The organism is Herbihabitans rhizosphaerae (genome assembly GCF_004216555.1).
GTDB lineage: Bacteria > Actinomycetota > Actinomycetes > Mycobacteriales > Pseudonocardiaceae > Herbihabitans > Herbihabitans rhizosphaerae.
The window spans coordinates 345,766-364,509 of the sequence record NZ_SGWQ01000002.1; the positions used below are offsets into that span (position 1 = coordinate 345,766).

The following is an 18,744-nucleotide window of genomic DNA, read 5'->3' on the forward strand; positions in this document are numbered from 1 at the left end:
AGATGAGTACGAGCAAGCTGGGTGCGCTCCGCATCCTGCTCCCCGTCGCGCTCGTCGTCGGGGTGATCACTGCTGGCGCGACCGCCGCGACCGGTGCTCCCGACCAGGCGAACGCCGCGCCCGCGGTCGACATGGAACGGGTGGTCGTGCAGGCGCACGTCGAGCCCACCCTCGGGCAGACCGATCTGCCCGGCGACGACAGCGTCAAGGTCGTGCAGGAGGCGCTGAAGGCCAAGGGGCACGAGACGAAGGTGGACGGCTGGTTCGGCTCGGAGACCCGCGGCGCCTACTCGGCGTGGCAGAAGAGCCTCGGCCACTCGGGCAACGGCGCCAACGGGATTCCCGGGCCGGGTTCGCTGGCCAAGCTCGGCGAGGGCCGGTTCACCATCGACCGCAAGATCGACGTCGGCGGTCAGACCACCCACGACGGGCACACGGTCAACAAGCGCACGTCCGACATGCTGACCGAGGCCGATGGCAAGCTGAGCTGGGGCATCGACGTGACGCAGGGTTCGTACCGGCCGTGCTCCGGCGCGTCGTCCTGCACGCACAACGGCGGCGGCGCGGTGGACATCGCGGCCGAGAGTCTCAGCACCACTCAGCGCTGGGAGACCGTGAAGGCGCTGCGACAGGTGGGCTTCGCGGCCTGGTTGCGCACCCCGGATCAGGCCAACTGGCCGTACCACATCCACGCGATCGCGGTGGCCGACACCGACGTGCACGTGGAGGCGGCCGCGCAGGTGGCCGACTACCACGCCGGCCGCAACGGCCTGGCCAGCCACGCGCCCGACAACACCCCACAGGAGTACCGCGTCCCCTTCACCTGGTGGGAACAGTACAAGCGCGGCTAGTTCCAGGTGTTGCACGCGGAGAGCTGGCGGGACTGGAAACCCTTGTCCAGCCAGCTCTTCGCGTCCGCTGGAGCGTCCATAGTGGACAGACGGTCGCGGATCTCACGGGTGATGTTGGCGTCCACCGCGCCCTGGTTCTGCATCGCGCCGGCGGTGATCCCGGCCATGCAGGTGGCCTGCAGGCGGTACCGGCGCTCCAGATCCGCCGGCTGGCCGCCCTGCGCCTTCGCGGTCAGATACGCGGCGGTCAACCCGCTGGCCTCCTGCACGGCGTGCGCGTACTCGCGCAGCAGCACGGCGAAGTACCGGCCGGGGAAGCGGCCGTTGCCCTCGACGTCGCGCAGGTAGGTCGGTGACAGGTACACCGTCGCCCGGCACACGCGCGGCGGGTCGGTCGGCTTCAACGGAGTGCCGCACGCTTCCGTCGGCTGTCCACTTTGGACGATCACCAGGTTCACGGTGGCCGCCGGGAGCCCGGCCGAGGCCAGCACCGGGCGCCACGCCGCGTCCGCGCATGTCTTGCCGGCCTGGTGGAACGGCGGCTGGTCGTCCGGGTTGAACCGGGGGAGCGGGCAGGCCAGCGGTGACATCGCGACCGACGCGGTGGACAGCGGGTGCGCCGCCAGCGTCTGCAAGGGGTTGACCGGAGGCGCGGCCGGTGTGGTCGTCGGCGGCGCGACCGTGGTGGGGAGCACGGTCGTGGTGATCGGGACCTCGGTGGTCGGCAGCGGGGCGAGCGAGGGGGTCGACTCCTCGGTCGTGGCGGGCGGCGGTGCCGGCTGCGGCTGCGCGTTGTCGTCGTCCGCGCCACGAAGCACCGCCCAGACGATCAGCCCGGCGACACCCAGCACCCCGATCACGGCGAGGACGATCGCGGCGATCCGCCGGCCGGACGGTCCGTGCTTCGGCTCCGGCGCGTACACCGGCCCGAACCCGCTGGTATTCGACGGCGGGTACCACGGCTGTGGCGCCTCCACCGGCTGATCCATCGGCGCGTACGGCGTCACGGGCTGGGTCAGGTCCGACGGCGGCACTCGCTGGGTCTGCTCGTCCGGCCCGCCCGGAATGCGCTGAGTGTCCTCGTTGGACGGCGGGTTGATCGACACCGTCTGGGTCTCGTCGGACGAAGGGTCCGGAACGTTCACCCGCTGTGTGACTTCCGGCTCGTCGTCGTCGGGTGTCGTCATCCCACCTCGCCATGATCCCCGTGTGCACACGAGACGTTACTCGCGCGATGCGGAGCGCGCCTCTGCGAGGATCACCGTGTGCGCACCGTGCTCGGCCCCCTGATCAGCCCGTCGACGTACCGGCGGTGGGCTTACCTGATCATGGGCGGGGCGCTGCTGGTGCCGTTCGTGCTGCTGGCGATCTTCATGGTGCCGCTGACGCTGCCGGCCGGGAGCGAGGCGACGCCGGTGCTGTCGCTGGTGCTGCTCGTATTGCTGTTCTGCGTACTGGTGCTGGTGTCGTTCATTCCGGCGGTGCGGCTGGTGGAGGCGACGGCGGCGCGCGAGCTGTTGGGCGAGCGGGTGCCGGCGGCGGGCGAGCGTGGTCCGCTGACCTGGCCGGCGCGGTGGCGTTCGGCCGGCTGGTTCGCCACCCATCTGCTGCTCGGCGGCGTGGTCAGCGTTCTGACGCTGACCGTGCCACCGGTCGCGGTCGTGCTGGTGCCGGCGCCGTTCACCGGGCGGGTCTCGCTGCTGGGTTCCTCGTGGACGGTCACCAAGGGCTGGGCCGGCGCCTGGCTGCCGCTGCTCGGCGTGGCGGTGCTCGCCGGGCTCGTCGCGCTGGTGCTGGTGGCGTCCTCGCTGTTGATCAGGATCGCGCCGTTCCTGCTCGGGCCGACCGCCACGGAGCGACTGGCCGAGGTGCGGCGGCAGGCCGAGCGGCTCGCGCAGCGCAACCGGCTGGCGCGCGAGCTGCACGACTCGGTCGGGCACGCGTTGAGCATCGTGACCATCCAGGCCAGCGCCGCGTCCCGGGTACTCGACGGCGACCGGGAGTTCGTGCGCACCGCGCTGACCGCGATCGAGGAGTCGGCCCGCGGCGCGCTCGCCGATCTCGATCACGTGCTCGGCGTGCTGCGTGCCGAGTCGGACGAGCCGCGTGACACCGCGCCGACCCGTACGCTGGCCGACCTGGACGACCTGCTGGAGCGCACCCGCGCGGCCGGCGTCCCGGTCGAGTCCACTGTGGACGGTGACATCGGCGCCGTGCCGCCGGCGGTGTCCCGCGAGGCGTACCGGATCGCGCAGGAATGCCTGACCAACGCGGCCAAGCACGCCGGTAGGGTGCCGGTCACGCTGCGGCTGACGGTGGACATCGGCGAACTGCGACTGGACGTGGTGAATCCGCTGTCGCACAAGGAGAACACGGCCGGCGGCGGGCGCGGGCTGGGTGGCATGCGGGAGCGCGTGACCGTGCTCAGCGGGCGGTTCGAAGCAGGCGAGACGGACGGGGAGTGGCGGGTTTCGGTCGCGATCCCGCTGACGATGGAGTGGGCATGATCAATGTTTTGCTGGTCGACGACGAGGACCTGATCAGGGTGGGGCTGCGGGCGATCATCGACGCCGAGGAGGACCTCGCCGTGGTCGCGGAGACTGGCGACGGCGCGTCGGTGCCGCCGCTGATCGCCAAGCACCGGCCGGACGTGGTGCTGATGGACGTCCGAATGCCGGCGGTCGACGGGATCACGGCCACCAAGCACGTCGTGCGGAACGTGCCGGAGCCGCCCAAGATCATCGTGATCACCACGTTCGGCAACGACGACTACGTCTACGACGCGCTGCGTGCCGGCGCGAGCGGGTTTCTGCTCAAGCGCACCCCTCCGGACGAGATCGTGTCCGCGATCCGGCTGGTCGCGCGGGGCGAGTCGCTGCTGTTTCCCGAGGCGATCCGTGGGCTGGCCGCCGCGCACGGCTCGCGTGGCCGGGCCGGGCTGGAGCAGGCCGGGCTGACCGAGCGCGAGCGGGAGGTGTTGCGGCTGATGACGGCCGGGCTGTCCAACACCGAGATCGCCGAGAAGCTGGTGCTCGGCGTGCAGACGGTGAAGACGCACGTCGGCAACGTGCTGGGCAAGCTGCACGCCAGGGACCGCACTCAGGCCGTGATCATGGCCTACGAGTCGGGATTCGTGACGCCGAGCTGACGGGTCCTGCCCGGATTCGGGCAGGAAAGTTGCCGAACCGGGCCTCCGGCTGTGAGAGTCCACGTCGTGGAGGAGATCCCGGCGGACCTGGTGCGGCATGTGGTGGCGTCCACCGCGCTGCCGCCCGCGGTCGCCGCGCGGGTGATCGCCGACGTGATCGGCTACTTCGGCGAGACGGTCGAGCAGTTCGTCCGCCGCCGGCACACCGAGCTGAAACGGCAGCAGTGGCGCAACGCCCAGATCTGGGACGCGATCAGCACCGAGCTGGCCGCGCGTCCGGTGAGCGCGCCGGAACTGTCCGAGCGGCAACTGCGCCGCATCGTCTACGGCTGAACAAGGGGAGCGTCATGTGCGGAATCGTCGCCTACGTGGGATCGGGCAACGCGCTGCCGGTCCTGCTGGAGGGGCTGCACCGGCTGGAGTACCGGGGCTACGACTCGGCCGGGATCGCCGTCGTGCGGCGCGGCCGCATGAAGGTGACCAAGGCCGCCGGCCGGGTCGCCGATCTGCGCGAACGCGTGGGTGACGCGGCGCCGGCACCGGTCGGCATCGGGCACACCCGGTGGGCGACCCACGGCGAGGTCACCGACGTGAACGCGCACCCGCACACCGACACCGACGGCCGGATCGCGTTGGTGCACAACGGAATCATCGAGAACGCCGAGCAGTTGCGGGCCCAGCTCGCGGCCGACGGCGTGCCGCTCACCTCGGAGACCGACACCGAGGCGATCGTGCACCTGGTGGCGGCCGAACTGGCCGAGGCGGGCTCGCTGGAGGACGCCGTGCGCGCCGCGCTGCGCCGGGTCGAGGGCACCTACGGGATCGTCGTGGTGGACACCAAGCGGCCCGACGAGCTGGTGGTCGCACGTAACGGCAGCCCGATCGTGCTGGGCGTGGCCGACGGTCAGATGTACGTCGCCTCCGACGTCGCCGCGCTGGTGCAGCACACGCAGCGGGTGGTGTACCTGGACGACGGCGAGCTGGCCACCGTCCGCGCCGGCGGTTACACCACCAGCACGCTGGAAGCCCGCCGCACGGAGAAGGCGCCGACCACGGTGGACGCCGCCGCCGAGGACTACGAGCTGGGCGAGTTCGACGACTACATGCGCAAGGAGATCGCCGAGCAGCCCGAGGCGGTGCGGCGCGCGCTGCGCGGGCGGCTGGACGAGCGGTTCGCCACCGCGCGGCTCGGCGGTCTCGGCATGGACGCCCGCGAGCTGCGCGCGATCCGGCGGGTGAAGTTCCTCGGCTGCGGCTCGGCGTACTACGCGGGTCAGCTCGGCGCGGCGCTGGTGGAGCAACTCGCCAGGGTGCCGTCGGACGCCGAGCCGGCCTCGGAGTTCCGGTACCGCAACCCCGTGGTGGAGTCGGACACGCTGTACATCGCGGTGAGCCAGTCGGGGGAGACGCTGGACACGCTGGCCGCGGTGTCGGAGCTGAAACGCAAGGGCGGCAACGTACTCGGCGCGGTGAACGTGGTCGGCAGCGCGATCGGGCGAGAGTGCGGGCGCGGCATGTTCCTGCACGCCGGACCGGAGGTGGCGGTCGCCTCGACCAAGGCGCTGACCAACATGTCGGTGTCCTTCGCGATGCTGGCGGTGGTACTCGGCCGGGTCCGCGATCTGTCCACAATGGATGGTTCGCGGATCGTCAACGGGCTGCGCGAACTGCCGGACAAGATCGACGAGACGCTCGCCCGCGAGGCGGAGATCGCCGAGGTCGCGGCCCGGTTCGCCGCGGCGCGGAACATGTTCTTCATCGGGCGGGTGCGCGGCTGGCCGGTGGCTCGCGAAGGTGCGCAGAAGCTCAAGGAGATCTCCTACGTGCACGCCGAGGCGTACCAGGCCTCCGAGTTGAAGCACGGGCCGCTCGCGTTGATCGACCCGGACATGCCGAGCGTGGTGATCGTGCCCGACGACGAGCTGCTGGCCAAGAACGTCAGCACGATCGAGCAGATCAAGGCGCGCGGCGGGCCGGTGATCGCGGTGACCAACGCGGAGTTGCCAGACGGGCTCGCCGACGCGGTGCTGCGCTGCCCGCGCACCGAGCCGGAGCTGGACCCGATCCTGCTGACGATTCCCTTGCAGCTCTTGGCATATCACGTGGCGGCGGCACTCGGCCGGGACATCGACAAGCCGCGCAACCTGGCCAAGAGCGTCACGGTCGAGTGAGCGCGGGCGCCGGAATCCGGTGTCCGTTCGGGTTCGGCCGGGCCGCGCGGCCGCGCAGCACGTCCGAACGGTCCGAGCCCGGCCGGCCGGACACCCAGCTCGATCCGGCCACCGCCTTGGCCTGCTTCTTCAACGGCGCCAGCAGCCGGGACGCCTCGCGGAACGAGGTCACCGACCCGACCCGGCAGACCAGCGACGCCAGCGACACGCTGACCGTCCTGCCCTCGACGGACCACTCGCGGTCCACGAGCCCGGCCGCCAGAGACGCGATCTCGTCCACCTCGCACACCATGAGGAAGTCGTCGCCGCCGACGTGCCCGACCCGCACGCCCGGCATGGTCGCCTCGGCGTCGGACAGCGAGCGGCCGACCGCGCGGATCAGGTCGTCGCCGGCCGCGAACCCGACCGTGTCGTTGACCGCCTTGAACGAGTCGATGTCCAGCCACGCCACGACGAACATCTCGTCCGCGCCGATCCGGCGGTCGATCTCGCGGGCCACCGAGTCGGTGCCGGGCAGCCGGGTGAGCGGGTTGAGCGCGGCGGCCTGCTCGATCTTCAACTCGGCGACCCCGCGCACCACCTCGGTCACCCGCACGATGCCGACGCACCGGCCGACCTCGTCCACCACGACCACGTCGTCGCCGGTGCGCTCCCAGTCCGCGTCGCCGACCAGCTCCAGCAGTTGCAGTGCGGTCGCGTCGGCGCGGATCACGCGCGGCTGATCGGCGTGCCGTGCCGCGTCCCGCTTGGCGTGCAGGGCGTGCCCGTACGGCCCGGTCACGGCGATCAGGAACCGGCTGCGGTCCACCGACTTCACCGGCCGGTCGAGCTCGTCGAGCAGCACCACGCCGTTGATCTCGTCGTGCTCGGCGAACAGCTCGCGCACCTTCTCCGAGGTGGCGACGATCGGCGCGGTGGTCGGCGGGTGCAGGAAGTCGCCGACCAGCGGGACGGTCGTGCCGCGCACCACCGTGGTGGACGTGTCCAACTTGGACAGGTCGATCGACGGGTGGGTGTCCTCGGTGGTCGGGTCCGTGGTCCGCGCGGCGCTGGCGAGCAGGTCGCCCTGGGCGACGCGGACGCCGAGCCGGCTCAGTGCCACGAGCTGTGCCTCGGACTCCACGCCGACCGCGGCCAGCCGGATGCCGGTGCGCTCGGCCATCAGCGCGAGCGCCTCCACCACGGCCACCGCGCCGGGGTCGTCCGGCACGCCGCCGACCACGCTGTGGTCCAGCTTCACCATCTCCGGGCTGACCTCGGCGAGCAGGGACAGCGGCATGTCACCGTCGCCCAGCCCGTCGAAGGCGATCATGAAGCCATGGCCGCGCAGGGTGGCGACACCCTCGGTGAACTCCTTGTAGGGCAGCCGGAAGAACGGCCCGCCGATCTCCAGCACGATGTCGCGCGGGCGGCGTTCGGTGCGCCGGATCGGTTCGGTGAGCGCGTCGATGAGTGCCTCGGCGTGGGTGGCGGTAACGGCCAGGACGTTGAGGTGCAGGGGGAGCCTGCGCTCGTCGTTCGCCGACTCGGCCACCGCGCGTGCGGCCAGTGCGATGTCGGCGTCGACCAGCCGGCCGGCCTGGTGGGCTCGGCGCAGCACGTGATGGATGGTGCCTCGGATGGGCCGGGCGAGCGCTTCTACGGCTACTAGACCACCGGTGCGGGTGGACAGCAATGGCTGGTAGGCGAAGGTCACCTCGGCGAACTCGTCCACTCCGCCATCCTGCCCGGTAATACCCAGGTCGGCTAACCCACGTCAGATGGATTTCATCACCATTTTGGCTGTTGTCATCAACCGTGGGTGAATTGGACGACTGTACCAATCTCTGGCGGCAGTGAAAGAATTGCCAACCGGTGACGCTACTCGCGAATTCGTCGCGCGATTACCGGACCATCGACGCCCGCAGCCGCCACGGGGCTGCTGTGAACATACGCGTCATCGCGGCCGCTGTCGCCGTCGGCGAGTCCCGCTCCGACAGGTAGGCGCGCTGGAGGTCGGGCGGCAGCCGGAAGAACACCTCGAAGAACGCCGGCACCTGGTGCGGCGCGAGCGACAGCACGGCGCGAAGCCCCCACGTGCGCAGGGCGTGCGTGTGGCGCGCCGCCCTCGGCCATACCGCCGCACGGGCGGCTCGGACGGCGGCCTCGGGACCGCCGGGAAGTTCGGCCGCGAGGGTGGCGGCCACCTCGGGGGCGGTGCGCAGTGCGGCCGCCACGCTGTAGCCGGTCGCCGGGTGGACCATCGCGGCGGCGGCACCGAACGCGAGCCCGCGCCGGGGGAGCGGCACCTGTACCGGGAAGCGCACTCGTTCCTGGTCGACGGCCTCCACGGGGTCGACGCCGTGCGCGCGCAGGCGTGCGGACAGCTTGTGCCGCAACGGTTCCGCGGCGACACCCGGCCGGTGGGCCAGCGACGTCTCCTCGAGCAGGACGTGTCCGCCACCGAGCGGCACGGCGTAGAGAAAGGTGGGCAGCTCGTGTCCGGCGACCGGGCGCCAGTCCATGAACAGCGCCTCGCCCGGTGGCAGCAGCGGCTCCGTCGCCCGCTCGGGAAGCACCAGCCCGAAAGCGCTCTGCTCGGCGCGCGGGCGGGTCGTCCGAGGCGCGCCGGCACAGTTCGCGATCACGCCGGCGGCGATGCGCCGGCCGGTGCTCAGCGTCGCGGTGGCACCGCGCGGCCCGCTGTCCGAGCCGGCGAGCGTTCCGGTGATCATCCGGACGGCGGGGTGGCTCAGGTGGCGGCGCAGGGCGGCGTTGTCCAGTACGGCGTACTCGCGGTCGATCACGTGCTCGTGCTCGGCGAACGCGCGGGTGCGTGTGGCGGTCGCGGCGAGCACGTTGTCCGAGAGATCGGGCACCTCGTCGCGCCAGAGTCCGTAGGTCGCGCGCCACTGTCGTTCCGGGCGCGGGTCGAGCACGGCCGTGTCCAGCCCTGCGGTGGCGCACGCGGAGGCGAGCGCGAGACCGGCCGGACCGGCACCGACGACGAGCACGTCCACCACTCGAACGTACGGTGTTCGCCGTGGGACGCACGCGAGCGGTCGCCGGTGGCGGCAGGGCGGTCGAGGTCGAACCGGAGCGGGTCGCCGGCTGGTTCGACCGGTTCGGCGAGCGCCACGGGGGTGTCTCGCGGACCGTGCTCGGGCAGGACGAGGTGCGCGTGGAGGCGGCCGACGGTGCCACCGCGACGATCGCCGTCCCGTTCGCGCCGCTGGCCGGCGAGCCCGGTGAGCAGGTGGGTCTCTTTGTGCAACCGTTTATCGAGCACCTCGTGCGGGAACGCACCGTCGGGCTGGTGCTGGCCAGGGTCGGCGGGCACAGCGTCGGTATGGCCCGTGGCGGGAAGGTGATCGCGTCCAGGACCGACCGCCGGCACGTGCAGGGCCGCAGCGCCGCGGGCGGGTGGTCGCAGCAGCGCTTCGCCAGGCGCAGAGCCGGCCAGGCGCGCCAGGCGCTGGAGGCGGCCGCGGACGACGTGGCCGAGGTGCTACTGCCGCGAGTGCGCGAGCTTGACGCGGTGGTGCTCGGCGGCGACCGGCGCGCGCTCGACACGGTGCTCGCCGACCGCCGGCTGGCCCCGATCGCGAAGTTGGCCGAGCCGCGAGTGCTGGACGTGGCCGAGCCGAGGCGGACCGTGCTCGACGAGGCGGCACACCGGGCGTTCTGCGTGGAGATCGTGATCAGGGAGCCGTAACGCACACGATTCTCGGGGGCAATTCTCAGCGGTGTCTCAGTGGAGGCTGGACATACTCGCACCATGAGCGACAAACCAGACGAACCAACTGATCAGCCGTCAGACGAACCAGCGCGGGAGCCCGTCGAAGACAGTGTGAACGAGCAGCAGAAGACCGAGAAGGCGACACCGGCCGAGCCGGTTGTCGAGAGTGCGCCGGCCGCCGCGGCGGTCCCGGCACCCCGCAAGCCGGCGAAGCAGGTCAAGGTGTGGGTGGCCGCCGCGATCGGCGGCGGGGTGCTCGTGGCCGGCGGACTCGGCGGGTTCTTCATCGGCTTCGCCTCCGGCGACGACGACTACCGTGATCGCCGGTACGCGCCAGCCGTGGGCAAGATGGACCCGCGCTACGGCCCGGGCTACCGGGACCGCGGCTACGGAGACCGCGACTATTGGCCGAGGCGGGGGCCGTACCAGGATCGCCGGTCGCCGCACGACGAGCAGCAGCCGCCGACGTCCGCCACACCCACCCCCAGCCCCACGCCGAGCCCGACCCCAGGCTGAGGTCTACCGCACGATTCGACTGTCGAAGCCGGCCGCCACCAGACGCGCGTACGCGTCCAGGACGGTGGCCGGCACGTCCTGCTCGACGGCGAAACCGAGGCTCGGGTACTCGATCACTCGCTGCAGGTCGCCGACCACCATGTCGACGACCAGCTTCTGGTCGCCGATGGCCCGCACGTAGTTGTCCAGCGTCAGCCGTTCGGAGGCGCACACGATCCCCACCTCGGGCCACACCTTGCGGCACGTGGCGAACGCGCGGCGCTCCATGTACGGCTTGGAGATCAGCAGCACCGACCGCGGCGTGAGCCCCCGCTCGGCCAGCAGGGCGCGGGACAGCTCGATGTTCTGACCGGTGTTGCGGGCCCGGGGTTCGACCAGGATGGCACTGTCCGGCACGCCGAGCTCGAGCGCGTGCTGGCGGTAGTGGACCGCTTCGCCGCGCGGGAATCGCAGCGCGGTGGTGGAGCTGTTGGCACCGCTGAACACCAGCACCGGGAACAGCCCCGACCGGTACAGCTCGGCGGCACGGGTGGCGACCCCGAGGTCGTGGCTGCCCAGCCCGATCGCCGCGTCACAGGGCATCATGTCGTGCCCGAGCAGATGGAAGTCCCAGATCGTCCGGGTGTCCGTCCAGTCCTGCTCGGTGATCTCACCCACCGGGTCAGGCGAGCTGGCCGGTGGCCAGCAGCCCGCCGTCCACCCGCACGGTCTCGCCCGTGATCCAGGAGGCGGCGTCGGACGCGAGGAACGCCACCAGACCGGCCACGTCCTGCGGCACACCGAGCCGCTTCATCGGATAGCCCGCGCTGCTCTCCTCCTCGCGCTCCGCGTACAGCGCCTCGGCGAACTTCGTCTTCACCACCGCGGGCGCCACCGCGTTCACCCGGATGCCGGGGCCGAGCTCCCAGGCCAGCTCCTCGGTGAGCCGGATCAGCGCGGCCTTGCTCGCGCCGTAGGCGGCGATCGCGCCGGTGGAGCGCAGCCCGCCGACCGAGGCGATGTTGACCACCGCGCCGCCGTGCTCGCCCATCCACGCCGCATGGGCGAGCTGGGTGAACCCGAGCGCGGCGACCACGTTCACGTCGAAGATCTTGCGCACCGCACCGAGATCGGCCTCCATCAGCGGCCCGAACGTCGGGTTGATCCCGGTGTTGTTGACCAGCACGTCGAGGCTGCCGAATTCCTTGATCGCCGTGTCGACCACGGCCTGCCGGTCCTCGTCGGACCCGGCGTTGCCCGCGAAGCCCAGCACCTTCGCGCCGGGCACCTCGGCGCGCAGCTGGTCCGCCGCCGCCGCGATCCCGTCCGGTTTGCGGGACATGATCACGATCGACGCCCCGCCGCGGGCGAACTCCGCCGCGATGCCGTATCCGATGCCCCGGCTCGCGCCGGTGATCAACGCTGTCTTGCCGTCAAAGAGAGAGGTGGTCACAGGGGCACCGTAGCCGGACGCAAAACCGGTGGCACCGGGTGCGTACACTGATCACGTGGTCGTTCGTACGGACTGAGGTGCGGATCGGCCCGCCGGTCACGACAGGCGGGCAGACGGTCCGCGTCCACGACCACCTTCCCGGAGCCTTCTGTGATCACTGCGAACGACCTCGAGCTGCGCGCGGGCTCGCGCATTCTGCTGTCCGACACCGCGCTGCGCGTCCAGGCCGGCGACCGAATCGGGCTCGTCGGCCGCAACGGCGCCGGCAAGACCACCACTCTGCGGGTACTCGCCGGTGAGGGCGAGCCGTACGCGGGCGACCTGCGCCGCTCCGGCGAGGTCGGCTACCTGCCGCAGGACCCGCGTGAGGGCGATCTCTCCGTGACCGCCAAGGACCGGGTGCTCTCCGCGCGCGGCCTGGACGACCTCGCCCGCAAGATGGAGAAGGCGCAGAACGCGATGGCCGAGCTGGTCGACGACGGCCAGCGGGACAACGCGGTGCGCAAGTACGGGCGGCTGGAGGAGCGGTTCGCCTCCCTCGGCGGGTACGCGGCCGAGAGCGAGGCCGCGCGCATCTGCGGCAACCTCGGCCTGCACGAGCGGGTCCTCGCCCAGCCGCTGCGCACGCTGTCCGGTGGCCAGCGGCGCCGGGTGGAACTGGCCCGCATCCTGTTCGCCGCGTCCGACGCGGGTGCCGGCGGCAAGTCCGGCACGATCCTGCTGCTGGACGAGCCGACCAACCACCTGGACGCCGACTCGATCACCTGGTTGCGCACGTTCCTCAAGTCGCACAGCGGCGGGCTCGTGGTGATCAGCCACGACGTGGAGCTGCTCGCCGACGTGGTGAACAAGGTGTGGTTCCTGGACGCCATGCGCGCCGAGGTCGATCTCTACAACATGGGGTGGCAGCGCTACCTGGACGCGCGCGCCTCCGACGAGAAGCGCCGCCGCCGCGAGCGGGCCAACGCGGAGAAGAAGGCGTCCGCCCTGATGGCGCAGGCGGACAAGATGCGCGCCAAGGCCACGAAGGCGGTCGCCGCGCAGAACATGATCAAGCGCGCCGAGCGGCTGGTGTCCGGCCTTGACGACGTCCGGCAGTCCGACAAGGTGGCCAAGATCCGGTTCCCGTCGCCGGCGCCGTGCGGCAAGACTCCGCTCACCGCGAGCGGGTTGGCCAAGAGCTACGGCTCGCTGGAGGTGTTCTCCGGAGTCGATCTCGCCATCGACCGCGGCTCGCGGGTGGTCGTACTGGGGCTCAACGGTGCCGGCAAGACGACCCTGCTGCGGCTGATCGGCAGCATGGAGGAGTCCGACTCCGGATCCGTCGAACCGGGCCACGGCCTGCGGATCGGGTACTACGCGCAGGAGCACGAGACGCTCGATCACAACGCGAGCGTGTGGGCCAACGTGCGGCACGCCGCGCCGGACACGCCCGAGCAGACGCTGCGGAACCTGCTCGGCACGTTCCTGTTCACCGGCGAGCAGTTGGAGCAGCCGGCCGGCACGCTGTCCGGCGGCGAGAAGACCAGGCTGGCGCTGGCCGGTCTGGTGTCCAGCGCGGCGAACGTGCTGCTGCTGGACGAGCCGACCAACAACCTCGACCCGGCCAGCCGCGAGCAGGTGCTGGACGCGCTGCGCCGGTACGAGGGCGCGGTCGTCCTCGTTACACATGATCCCGGCGCGGTGGAAGCCCTGGAACCCGAGCGGGTGATCTTGTTGCCGGACGGCACGGAGGATCACTGGTCGCCCGACTACCTGGATCTGGTGCAGTTGGCCTGAAATCCGTTGCGACACAAGCGGATCGGAGCGTCACACGGCTGTCACCGGCGGCGTACGACTTCTCCCTCGCAGTGGTACATGCGGGGGAGAAGTTGATGATTTATGCGTGCTCGTCTGGCATTCCCGGCTTCCGTGTTCGATCATTGCCTTCGTGGGGGTCGAATGTGGCCCCAGCTCTCGCGATGGAAGGCGGATAACGTGGCTGACCTGAAGAAAGGCGCGCGGATCACCGGTGCCACGCGCGACAAGCTGGCTACCGACCTGAAGAAGAAGTACGAGAAGGGCGCGAGCATCCGCTCATTGGCGGAATCGACCGGTCGTTCCTACGGATTCGTGCACCGGGTCCTCTCGGAATCCGGCGTGACCTTGCGTGGTCGTGGTGGAGCGACGCGAACGAAGAAGAAGTGAGGCCGCGTCTGGCGGACCCATGGTCCACCAGACACGGCCACGCTACATCGCTGATCTCCGTGGCTCGTCGGTGGCCGAACGGGCCGGTTCCTGCTCGGCCACCGAGAACGTGAGCGCGGCCCCGAACAGCGTCAGTGGGTAGACCAGGTAGCCGAACCGGGTCGCGGGCGTGAGCAACGCGGCCGCGCCCAGGCTGACCGCGGCGCGCATCATCGCGTCCGAGCCCGTGGTCGGCGGTCGTCGGACGAGCCACGCCAGGATCGTCACGGCCGCGACCCCGAGCAGGCCGAGTGCGACCGCGTGCCCGGCCGGTCCGGATTCGGCGATCAGGTGGCCGGGGAATGGGCTCGCGGCCGGCGAGCTGATCTTGCCCATACCCAGCCAGAACCTGATCACGTGCTCGATGTAGGCGTCCGGGTCGACCAGCAGTACCGGCACGTTCAGGGCCAGGCACACGGCGACGAAGATCGCGGCGCAGCGGGCGAACACGCGCGCGCCCCCGGTGGCGAGCACGAGGAACGCGATCACGCCGACGGCGGGCAGGGCGGTCAGCTTCATGCTGGTCACCACGGCGAGCACGACCGTCGCCCACTCCGGGCGGTGCCGTGCGGCCAGCGCGCCGGCGAGGATGAGCGCGCCGATGATCGCCAGGTCGGGCCCGGCGACGGCGAACGTGAGCGCGGTGAGCGGGCACGCCACCGCGAGCTGTGCGGCGCGCACCGGGATCTTCGGCGCGCCGAGGATCTTCAGCGCGGCCACCACACAGAGCGCGGCGGCCAGCGCGAAGTACAGCCGCGCGTCGGTGAGCGCGCCGCCACCGAAGATCGCGCGGGGCAGGCCGAAGATCGCCATCACCGGGCCGTACGGCGTGTAGTCGTTCACCTCGACCGCCCGGCCGAGCGTGTTCACGTCCACGTAGGGCGTGCCGGTGTGCAGCAGTAGATCGGCCGACCGCTCGATCACCCACACCTCGGGCTGCGCGGCCCACGAGATCGGGGTGATCAGCCAGTCCACGCCGGTGAGCCGGCGCACCACCAGGATCGCCAGCGGCACGAGCATGCCGAGCACCATGACCGCGGCCAGCGGCGTCCAGCGTGATCGCAGGCGGGTCAGGAACCCGGTGTGCTCGCGCGAGTCGATCATCAGCCATACCGCGTGCAGCACGCCGAACAGGTAGGCGGCCGTGGCGAGGTTGCCCCAGACCCGGTAGCCGTAGAACTCCGACCACACCGCGCTCGCCGCCGCGAACGTCAGACACACGGCGTAGAAACCGAGGTCGAGGAGCAACACGCGCTTCGTCGATCCCTCGGCCACGACCGAACCTTATCGATCGGGAAGCATCGCCGGCGTCCGGGTGTTGACCTCGCCGTACGAGGTGAGGAGTACACCGTGGATGGACAGTGGGCCCTGATGCGTGGGGCCATGAGCGCGTCGGAGTTGTCGCAGGGGCAACGCGCGGTGCGCAAGGGCACGATCCGGCGGATCGGTCGGTTCATCCGACCACACCGCACGATGCTGGTGATCTTCCTGCTGATGACCGTGGTGTCGGCGGCTCTCGCGGTGAGCACGCCGCTGCTGGCCGGCCGGGTGGTGGACGCGATCGTGGGCGGCCGGGACGTGTCGGTCGTGGTGTGGCTGGCGGTCGTGATCGCCGGCATCGCGATCCTGGACGCCGGCCTGGGGCTGGCCGAGCGGTGGCAGTCCTCGCGCATCGGCGAGGGGCTGATCTACGACCTGCGGCGCGAGGTGTTCGGACACGTGCAGCGGATGCCGGTGGCGTTCTTCACGCGGACCCGCACCGGCGCGCTGGTCAGCCGGCTGAACAACGACGTGATCGGCGCGCAGCGGGCATTCACCTCGACGCTGTCCGGCTTCGTCACCAACAGCATCCAGCTGGTGCTCTCGCTCGGCGTGATGTTCACACTGTCCTGGCAGGTGACCGCACTCGCGCTGGTGCTGCTGCCGGTGTTCGTGCTGCCGACTCGCCGGATGGGCCGCAAGATGGCCGTGCTGCAGCGGGAGGCGGCCGGCCTGAACGCGTCGATGACCACGCAGATGACCGAGCGCTTCTCCGCGCCGGGTGCCACTCTGGTGAAGCTGTTCGGGCGGCCGCGCGCGGAGGTCGACGAGTTCGGCGAGCGGGCCGCGCGGGTACGCGACATCGGGGTGCGCAACGCCATGGCGACGCGGTGGTTCCTCACCGGGCTGACGCTGGTGTCGCAGCTCGCCCAGGCGCTGGTCTACGGGCTCGGCGGCTACCTCGCGCTGACCGGGCAGATCGAGGCGGGCACGGTCGTGGCACTGGCGCTGCTGCTCACCCGGATGTACTCGCCGCTGACCCAGCTCGCGAACGCGCGGGTGGACCTGATGGCCGCGCTGGTCAGCTTCGAGCGGGTGTTCGAGGTGCTGGACCTGCGGCCGATGATCACGGAGAAGCCGGACGCGAAGACGGCGCCGGCCGGTGCGGTGTCGGTGGAGTTCGACGACGTGCGGTTCGCCTACCCGTCGCCGGACAAGGTGTCGCTGGCGTCGCTGGAGGAGGTGTCGGTGCTCGACCAGCGTGGTGGCAGCGAGGTGCTGCACGGTGTGAGCTTCCGCGCCGAGCCGGGTCAGATGGTGGCACTGGTCGGGTCGTCGGGTGCGGGCAAGTCCACGATCGCCTCGCTGGTGCCACGCCTGTACGACGTGGACGCCGGTGCTGTTCGACTGTCCGATGTGGACGTTCGGGATCTGAGCTTCGACGCGCTGCGCGACACGGTGGGCGTGGTGACCCAGGACGGGCACCTGTTCCACGACACGATCCGCGCGAACCTGTTGTACGCCAGGCCATCCGCGTCGGAAGCCGAGCTGGCCGACGCGGTCGAGCGGGCCCGGCTGGGTGCCTTGATCGCGTCGCTGCCGGACGGCCTGGACACGGTCGTGGGGGAGCGCGGGTACCGGCTGTCCGGCGGTGAACGGCAGCGGTTGACGATCGCCCGGCTGCTCCTGGCCGCGCCGCGCGTGGTGATCCTGGACGAGGCGACCGCGCACCTGGACTCCGAGTCGGAGGCGGCCGTGCAGGAGGCGCTGGCCAACGCGCTGGACGGGCGGACCGCGCTGGTGATCGCGCACCGGTTGTCCACGATCAGGGCGGCCGACCAGATCCTGGTGGTGGAGGACGGCCGGATCGTGGAGCGCGGCACGCACGCCGAGTTGCTCGCCGCCGACGGCCGGTACGCGGTCCTCTACACCACGCAGTTCGCCGAGCGGGTGGCCACGACGGCGGTCTGAGATCCGTCCAGCTGGATCTATTGGAATGAAGCATTCCGTTCTGCTATAGTGGGAACAGAACATTCCGATCCAGCTTGAAAGGAACCACTCAGATGATCATCTTGGTCACTGGAGCCACCGGAACCGTCGGCCGCAACGTGGTCGAGCAGTTGATCCAGCACGGGCCCGCCGACCTGCGGGTTCGCGCGCTGACTCGTAACCCGGAGACGGCAGGGCTGCCCGAGGGAGTGGAGGCCGTCCGGGGCGATCTCGCCTCGCCGGACACGCTGGCCGACGCGCTCGACGGCGTCACCGCGGTGCATTTCATCAACTTCACCGGACACGACTACGCGCCGCTGACCACGGGCGAGCAGATCGTCGAGTTGGCAGAGCGTGCCGGTGTGCGTCGGGTGACCGTGCTCGGCGGGCGCGCAGACGGGTCGCTGGAGCAGGCGTTGGCGGCCAGCGCGATCGAGACGACCATGGTGCACCCGGTCGAGTTCATGTCCAACACGCTGCAGTGGTGGGCCGCGCCGGTCAGCGCGGGGGAGCCGATCCGGGAACCGTTCCCCGAGCGGATCAGCGCGATGGTGCACCCGGGGGACATCGGCGCGGTCGCGGCCAAGATCCTGCTGGACGGCGGTCACGGCGGGAAGGAGTACTTCATCACCGGGCCGGAGGCACTGGACGTCAAGAACAAGGCCCGCATCCTCGGCGACGCCGTCGGGCGGGAGATCGAGTTCGTGGAGCTGACCGCCGAGCAGGCACGGGAGAAGTGGCTCGGCGACGGCATGCACACCGACCTCGTCGAGTTCCTGATCGATGCCTGGGGCAACACGCCGACCGTCGGCAGGACCGTGCTGCCGACGGTCGAGCAGATCACCGGCCGGCCGCCGCGCACGTTCGCCCAGTGGGCGGCCGAAAATGCGGCGTCGTTCCGCTAAGCGAGTGGCATACTGCCCCGTATGGCGGTGACACAGCAGCTCGCGCGTGTCACCGCCATGCAATTGGCCGCGTGCCGCCGTTCGGTGGCGGAGCTGGACGAACTCTGTTCTTTTCGGTCGGCGCCGCGGTACGACTACCTGGATCTGAATTGGTGGCCCGCAACCCTGGAACGGGTCTGGGAATTGACTGGCGCGGATACCGCGACCATGAGTGTGTTGCGGCGTGGATTCGGGAGCGCCGACGAGGTCAACCCCGCCTATCGGGACTATCCGACGGTATGGGAGCACCCCGTCACCGCGGTGGAGCCGGACCAGGTCGCCGAGGTCGCCGATGCCTTGCGGACCATGACACCTGGTGCGGTGCACGCCGTGGTGTCATCGAGCAGAGACCGCGCGCTGGCCGAGATCGTGCCCGATGTGACAGGCGATCTCGCTGAAATCGTGGCCGAGCAGCACGCGATTCTTCGTCAATTTTATGACGAGGCCGCGCGCCGCCGGCTTGCCACGGTGTTGTGGTGGGACTGAGTC

The 18,744-nt window shown here is 70.8% G+C and carries 18 protein-coding genes; 12 read left to right on the plus strand and 6 right to left on the minus strand.

Annotated elements, in window-relative coordinates; genetic code table 11:
• Positions 1-2 precede the first annotated feature (2 nt).
• Positions 3-851, plus strand: coding sequence for a peptidoglycan-binding domain-containing protein (locus EV193_RS07185; protein ID WP_130343214.1), 849 nt, complete (start codon positions 3-5; stop codon positions 849-851).
• Here the strand turns inward: EV193_RS07185 and EV193_RS07190 are convergent.
• Positions 848-2,038: a neutral zinc metallopeptidase gene (locus EV193_RS07190; protein WP_130343215.1), complete on the minus strand. Its 1,191-nt coding sequence runs from the start codon at positions 2,036-2,038 to the stop codon at positions 848-850. The two genes, EV193_RS07185 and EV193_RS07190, sit on opposite strands and share 4 nt — an antisense overlap.
• 78 nt (positions 2,039-2,116) lie before the next feature.
• On the opposite strand from EV193_RS07190, the gene EV193_RS07195 reads away from it, so the two are divergent.
• The 4 genes from EV193_RS07195 (at position 2,117) to glmS (ending at position 6,170) form a co-directional block, all read left to right on the plus strand.
• Complete coding sequence (locus EV193_RS07195) at positions 2,117-3,358, plus strand: sensor histidine kinase (protein WP_242613192.1); 1,242 nt, start codon at positions 2,117-2,119, stop codon at positions 3,356-3,358.
• On the plus strand, positions 3,355-3,999 hold the full coding sequence (locus tag EV193_RS07200; protein ID WP_130343216.1) for a response regulator: 645 nt from the start codon (positions 3,355-3,357) through the stop codon (positions 3,997-3,999). The genes EV193_RS07195 and EV193_RS07200 overlap by 4 nt, the downstream gene beginning before the upstream one ends.
• 75 nt (positions 4,000-4,074) lie before the next feature.
• Positions 4,075-4,332, plus strand: coding sequence for a hypothetical protein (locus tag EV193_RS07205; RefSeq protein WP_130343645.1), 258 nt, complete (start codon positions 4,075-4,077; stop codon positions 4,330-4,332).
• A 14-nt stretch (positions 4,333-4,346) separates the two neighbouring features.
• Positions 4,347-6,170, plus strand: a complete 1,824-nt coding sequence (glmS, locus tag EV193_RS07210) for a glutamine--fructose-6-phosphate transaminase (isomerizing) (protein ID WP_130343217.1) — start codon at positions 4,347-4,349, stop codon at positions 6,168-6,170.
• Here glmS and EV193_RS07215 read toward each other — a convergent pair.
• Together EV193_RS07215 and EV193_RS07220 are read right to left on the minus strand one after the other, a co-directional pair.
• Positions 6,157-7,884 (minus strand): EAL domain-containing protein, encoded by a 1,728-nt coding sequence (locus EV193_RS07215; protein WP_130343218.1) that lies wholly within the window; start codon positions 7,882-7,884, stop codon positions 6,157-6,159. The two genes, glmS and EV193_RS07215, sit on opposite strands and share 14 nt — an antisense overlap.
• A gap of 169 nt (positions 7,885-8,053) precedes the next feature.
• Positions 8,054-9,169, minus strand: a complete 1,116-nt coding sequence (locus EV193_RS07220) for a lycopene cyclase family protein (RefSeq protein WP_341273142.1) — start codon at positions 9,167-9,169, stop codon at positions 8,054-8,056.
• A 23-nt stretch (positions 9,170-9,192) separates the two neighbouring features.
• Here EV193_RS07220 and EV193_RS07225 point away from each other — a divergent pair, with 23 nt between their 5' ends.
• Positions 9,193-9,864: an acVLRF1 family peptidyl-tRNA hydrolase gene (locus EV193_RS07225; RefSeq protein WP_130343220.1), complete on the plus strand. Its 672-nt coding sequence runs from the start codon at positions 9,193-9,195 to the stop codon at positions 9,862-9,864.
• A gap of 63 nt (positions 9,865-9,927) precedes the next feature.
• Positions 9,928-10,404: a hypothetical protein gene (locus tag EV193_RS07230; RefSeq protein WP_130343221.1), complete on the plus strand. Its 477-nt coding sequence runs from the start codon at positions 9,928-9,930 to the stop codon at positions 10,402-10,404.
• Between the two features lie 3 nt (positions 10,405-10,407).
• On the opposite strand, the gene EV193_RS07235 is transcribed toward EV193_RS07230, so the two are convergent.
• Both EV193_RS07235 and EV193_RS07240 read right to left on the minus strand, forming a co-directional pair.
• A complete protein-coding gene (locus EV193_RS07235) occupies positions 10,408-11,061 on the minus strand; it encodes a YdcF family protein (RefSeq protein ID WP_242613193.1) in 654 nt (217 codons plus the stop codon).
• A gap of 4 nt (positions 11,062-11,065) precedes the next feature.
• Positions 11,066-11,836 carry an SDR family oxidoreductase gene (locus EV193_RS07240; protein ID WP_130343222.1) on the minus strand — a complete coding sequence of 257 codons (771 nt, stop codon included), beginning with the start codon at positions 11,834-11,836 and terminating at the stop codon, positions 11,066-11,068.
• A gap of 150 nt (positions 11,837-11,986) precedes the next feature.
• Here EV193_RS07240 and EV193_RS07245 point away from each other — a divergent pair, with 150 nt between their 5' ends.
• Together EV193_RS07245 and EV193_RS07250 are read left to right on the plus strand one after the other, a co-directional pair.
• The gene (locus EV193_RS07245) at positions 11,987-13,615 is read left to right on the plus strand and encodes an ABC-F family ATP-binding cassette domain-containing protein (protein WP_130343223.1); all 1,629 of its coding nucleotides are present in this window, start codon (positions 11,987-11,989) and stop codon (positions 13,613-13,615) included.
• A gap of 198 nt (positions 13,616-13,813) precedes the next feature.
• Entirely contained in the window at positions 13,814-14,023 is a 210-nt protein-coding gene (locus tag EV193_RS07250) for a helix-turn-helix domain-containing protein (protein ID WP_130343224.1), read from the plus strand.
• A 42-nt stretch (positions 14,024-14,065) separates the two neighbouring features.
• Here the strand turns inward: EV193_RS07250 and EV193_RS07255 are convergent, their stop codons facing one another.
• Positions 14,066-15,337, minus strand: coding sequence for a glycosyltransferase 87 family protein (locus EV193_RS07255; RefSeq protein WP_130343225.1), 1,272 nt, complete (start codon positions 15,335-15,337; stop codon positions 14,066-14,068).
• A 75-nt stretch (positions 15,338-15,412) separates the two neighbouring features.
• Between EV193_RS07255 and EV193_RS07260 the strand changes: the two genes are divergently transcribed.
• From EV193_RS07260 to EV193_RS07270, 3 genes are all read left to right on the plus strand, one after another.
• The gene (locus tag EV193_RS07260; protein WP_165401275.1) at positions 15,413-17,293 is read left to right on the plus strand and encodes an ABC transporter ATP-binding protein; all 1,881 of its coding nucleotides are present in this window, start codon (positions 15,413-15,415) and stop codon (positions 17,291-17,293) included.
• Positions 17,294-17,385: 92 nt separating this feature from the next.
• Positions 17,386-18,216, plus strand: coding sequence for an NmrA family NAD(P)-binding protein (locus EV193_RS07265; protein WP_130343226.1), 831 nt, complete (start codon positions 17,386-17,388; stop codon positions 18,214-18,216).
• Positions 18,217-18,237: 21 nt separating this feature from the next.
• A complete protein-coding gene (locus EV193_RS07270; protein WP_130343227.1) occupies positions 18,238-18,741 on the plus strand; it encodes a DUF1877 family protein in 504 nt (167 codons plus the stop codon).
• The last annotated feature ends 3 nt before the right edge of the window (positions 18,742-18,744 follow it).

Coding starts and splice junctions, on each gene's coding strand:
- EV193_RS07185 (WP_130343214.1), top strand. CDS start 3: ATGAGTACGAGCAAGCTGGGTGCGCTCCGCATCCTGCTCCCCGTCGCG.
- EV193_RS07190 (WP_130343215.1), bottom strand. CDS start 2,038: ATGACGACACCCGACGACGACGAGCCGGAAGTCACACAGCGGGTGAAC.
- EV193_RS07200 (WP_130343216.1), top strand. CDS start 3,355: ATGATCAATGTTTTGCTGGTCGACGACGAGGACCTGATCAGGGTGGGG.
- glmS (WP_130343217.1), top strand. CDS start 4,347: ATGTGCGGAATCGTCGCCTACGTGGGATCGGGCAACGCGCTGCCGGTC.
- EV193_RS07230 (WP_130343221.1), top strand. CDS start 9,928: ATGAGCGACAAACCAGACGAACCAACTGATCAGCCGTCAGACGAACCA.
- EV193_RS07265 (WP_130343226.1), top strand. CDS start 17,386: ATGATCATCTTGGTCACTGGAGCCACCGGAACCGTCGGCCGCAACGTG.
- EV193_RS07270 (WP_130343227.1), top strand. CDS start 18,238: ATGGCGGTGACACAGCAGCTCGCGCGTGTCACCGCCATGCAATTGGCC.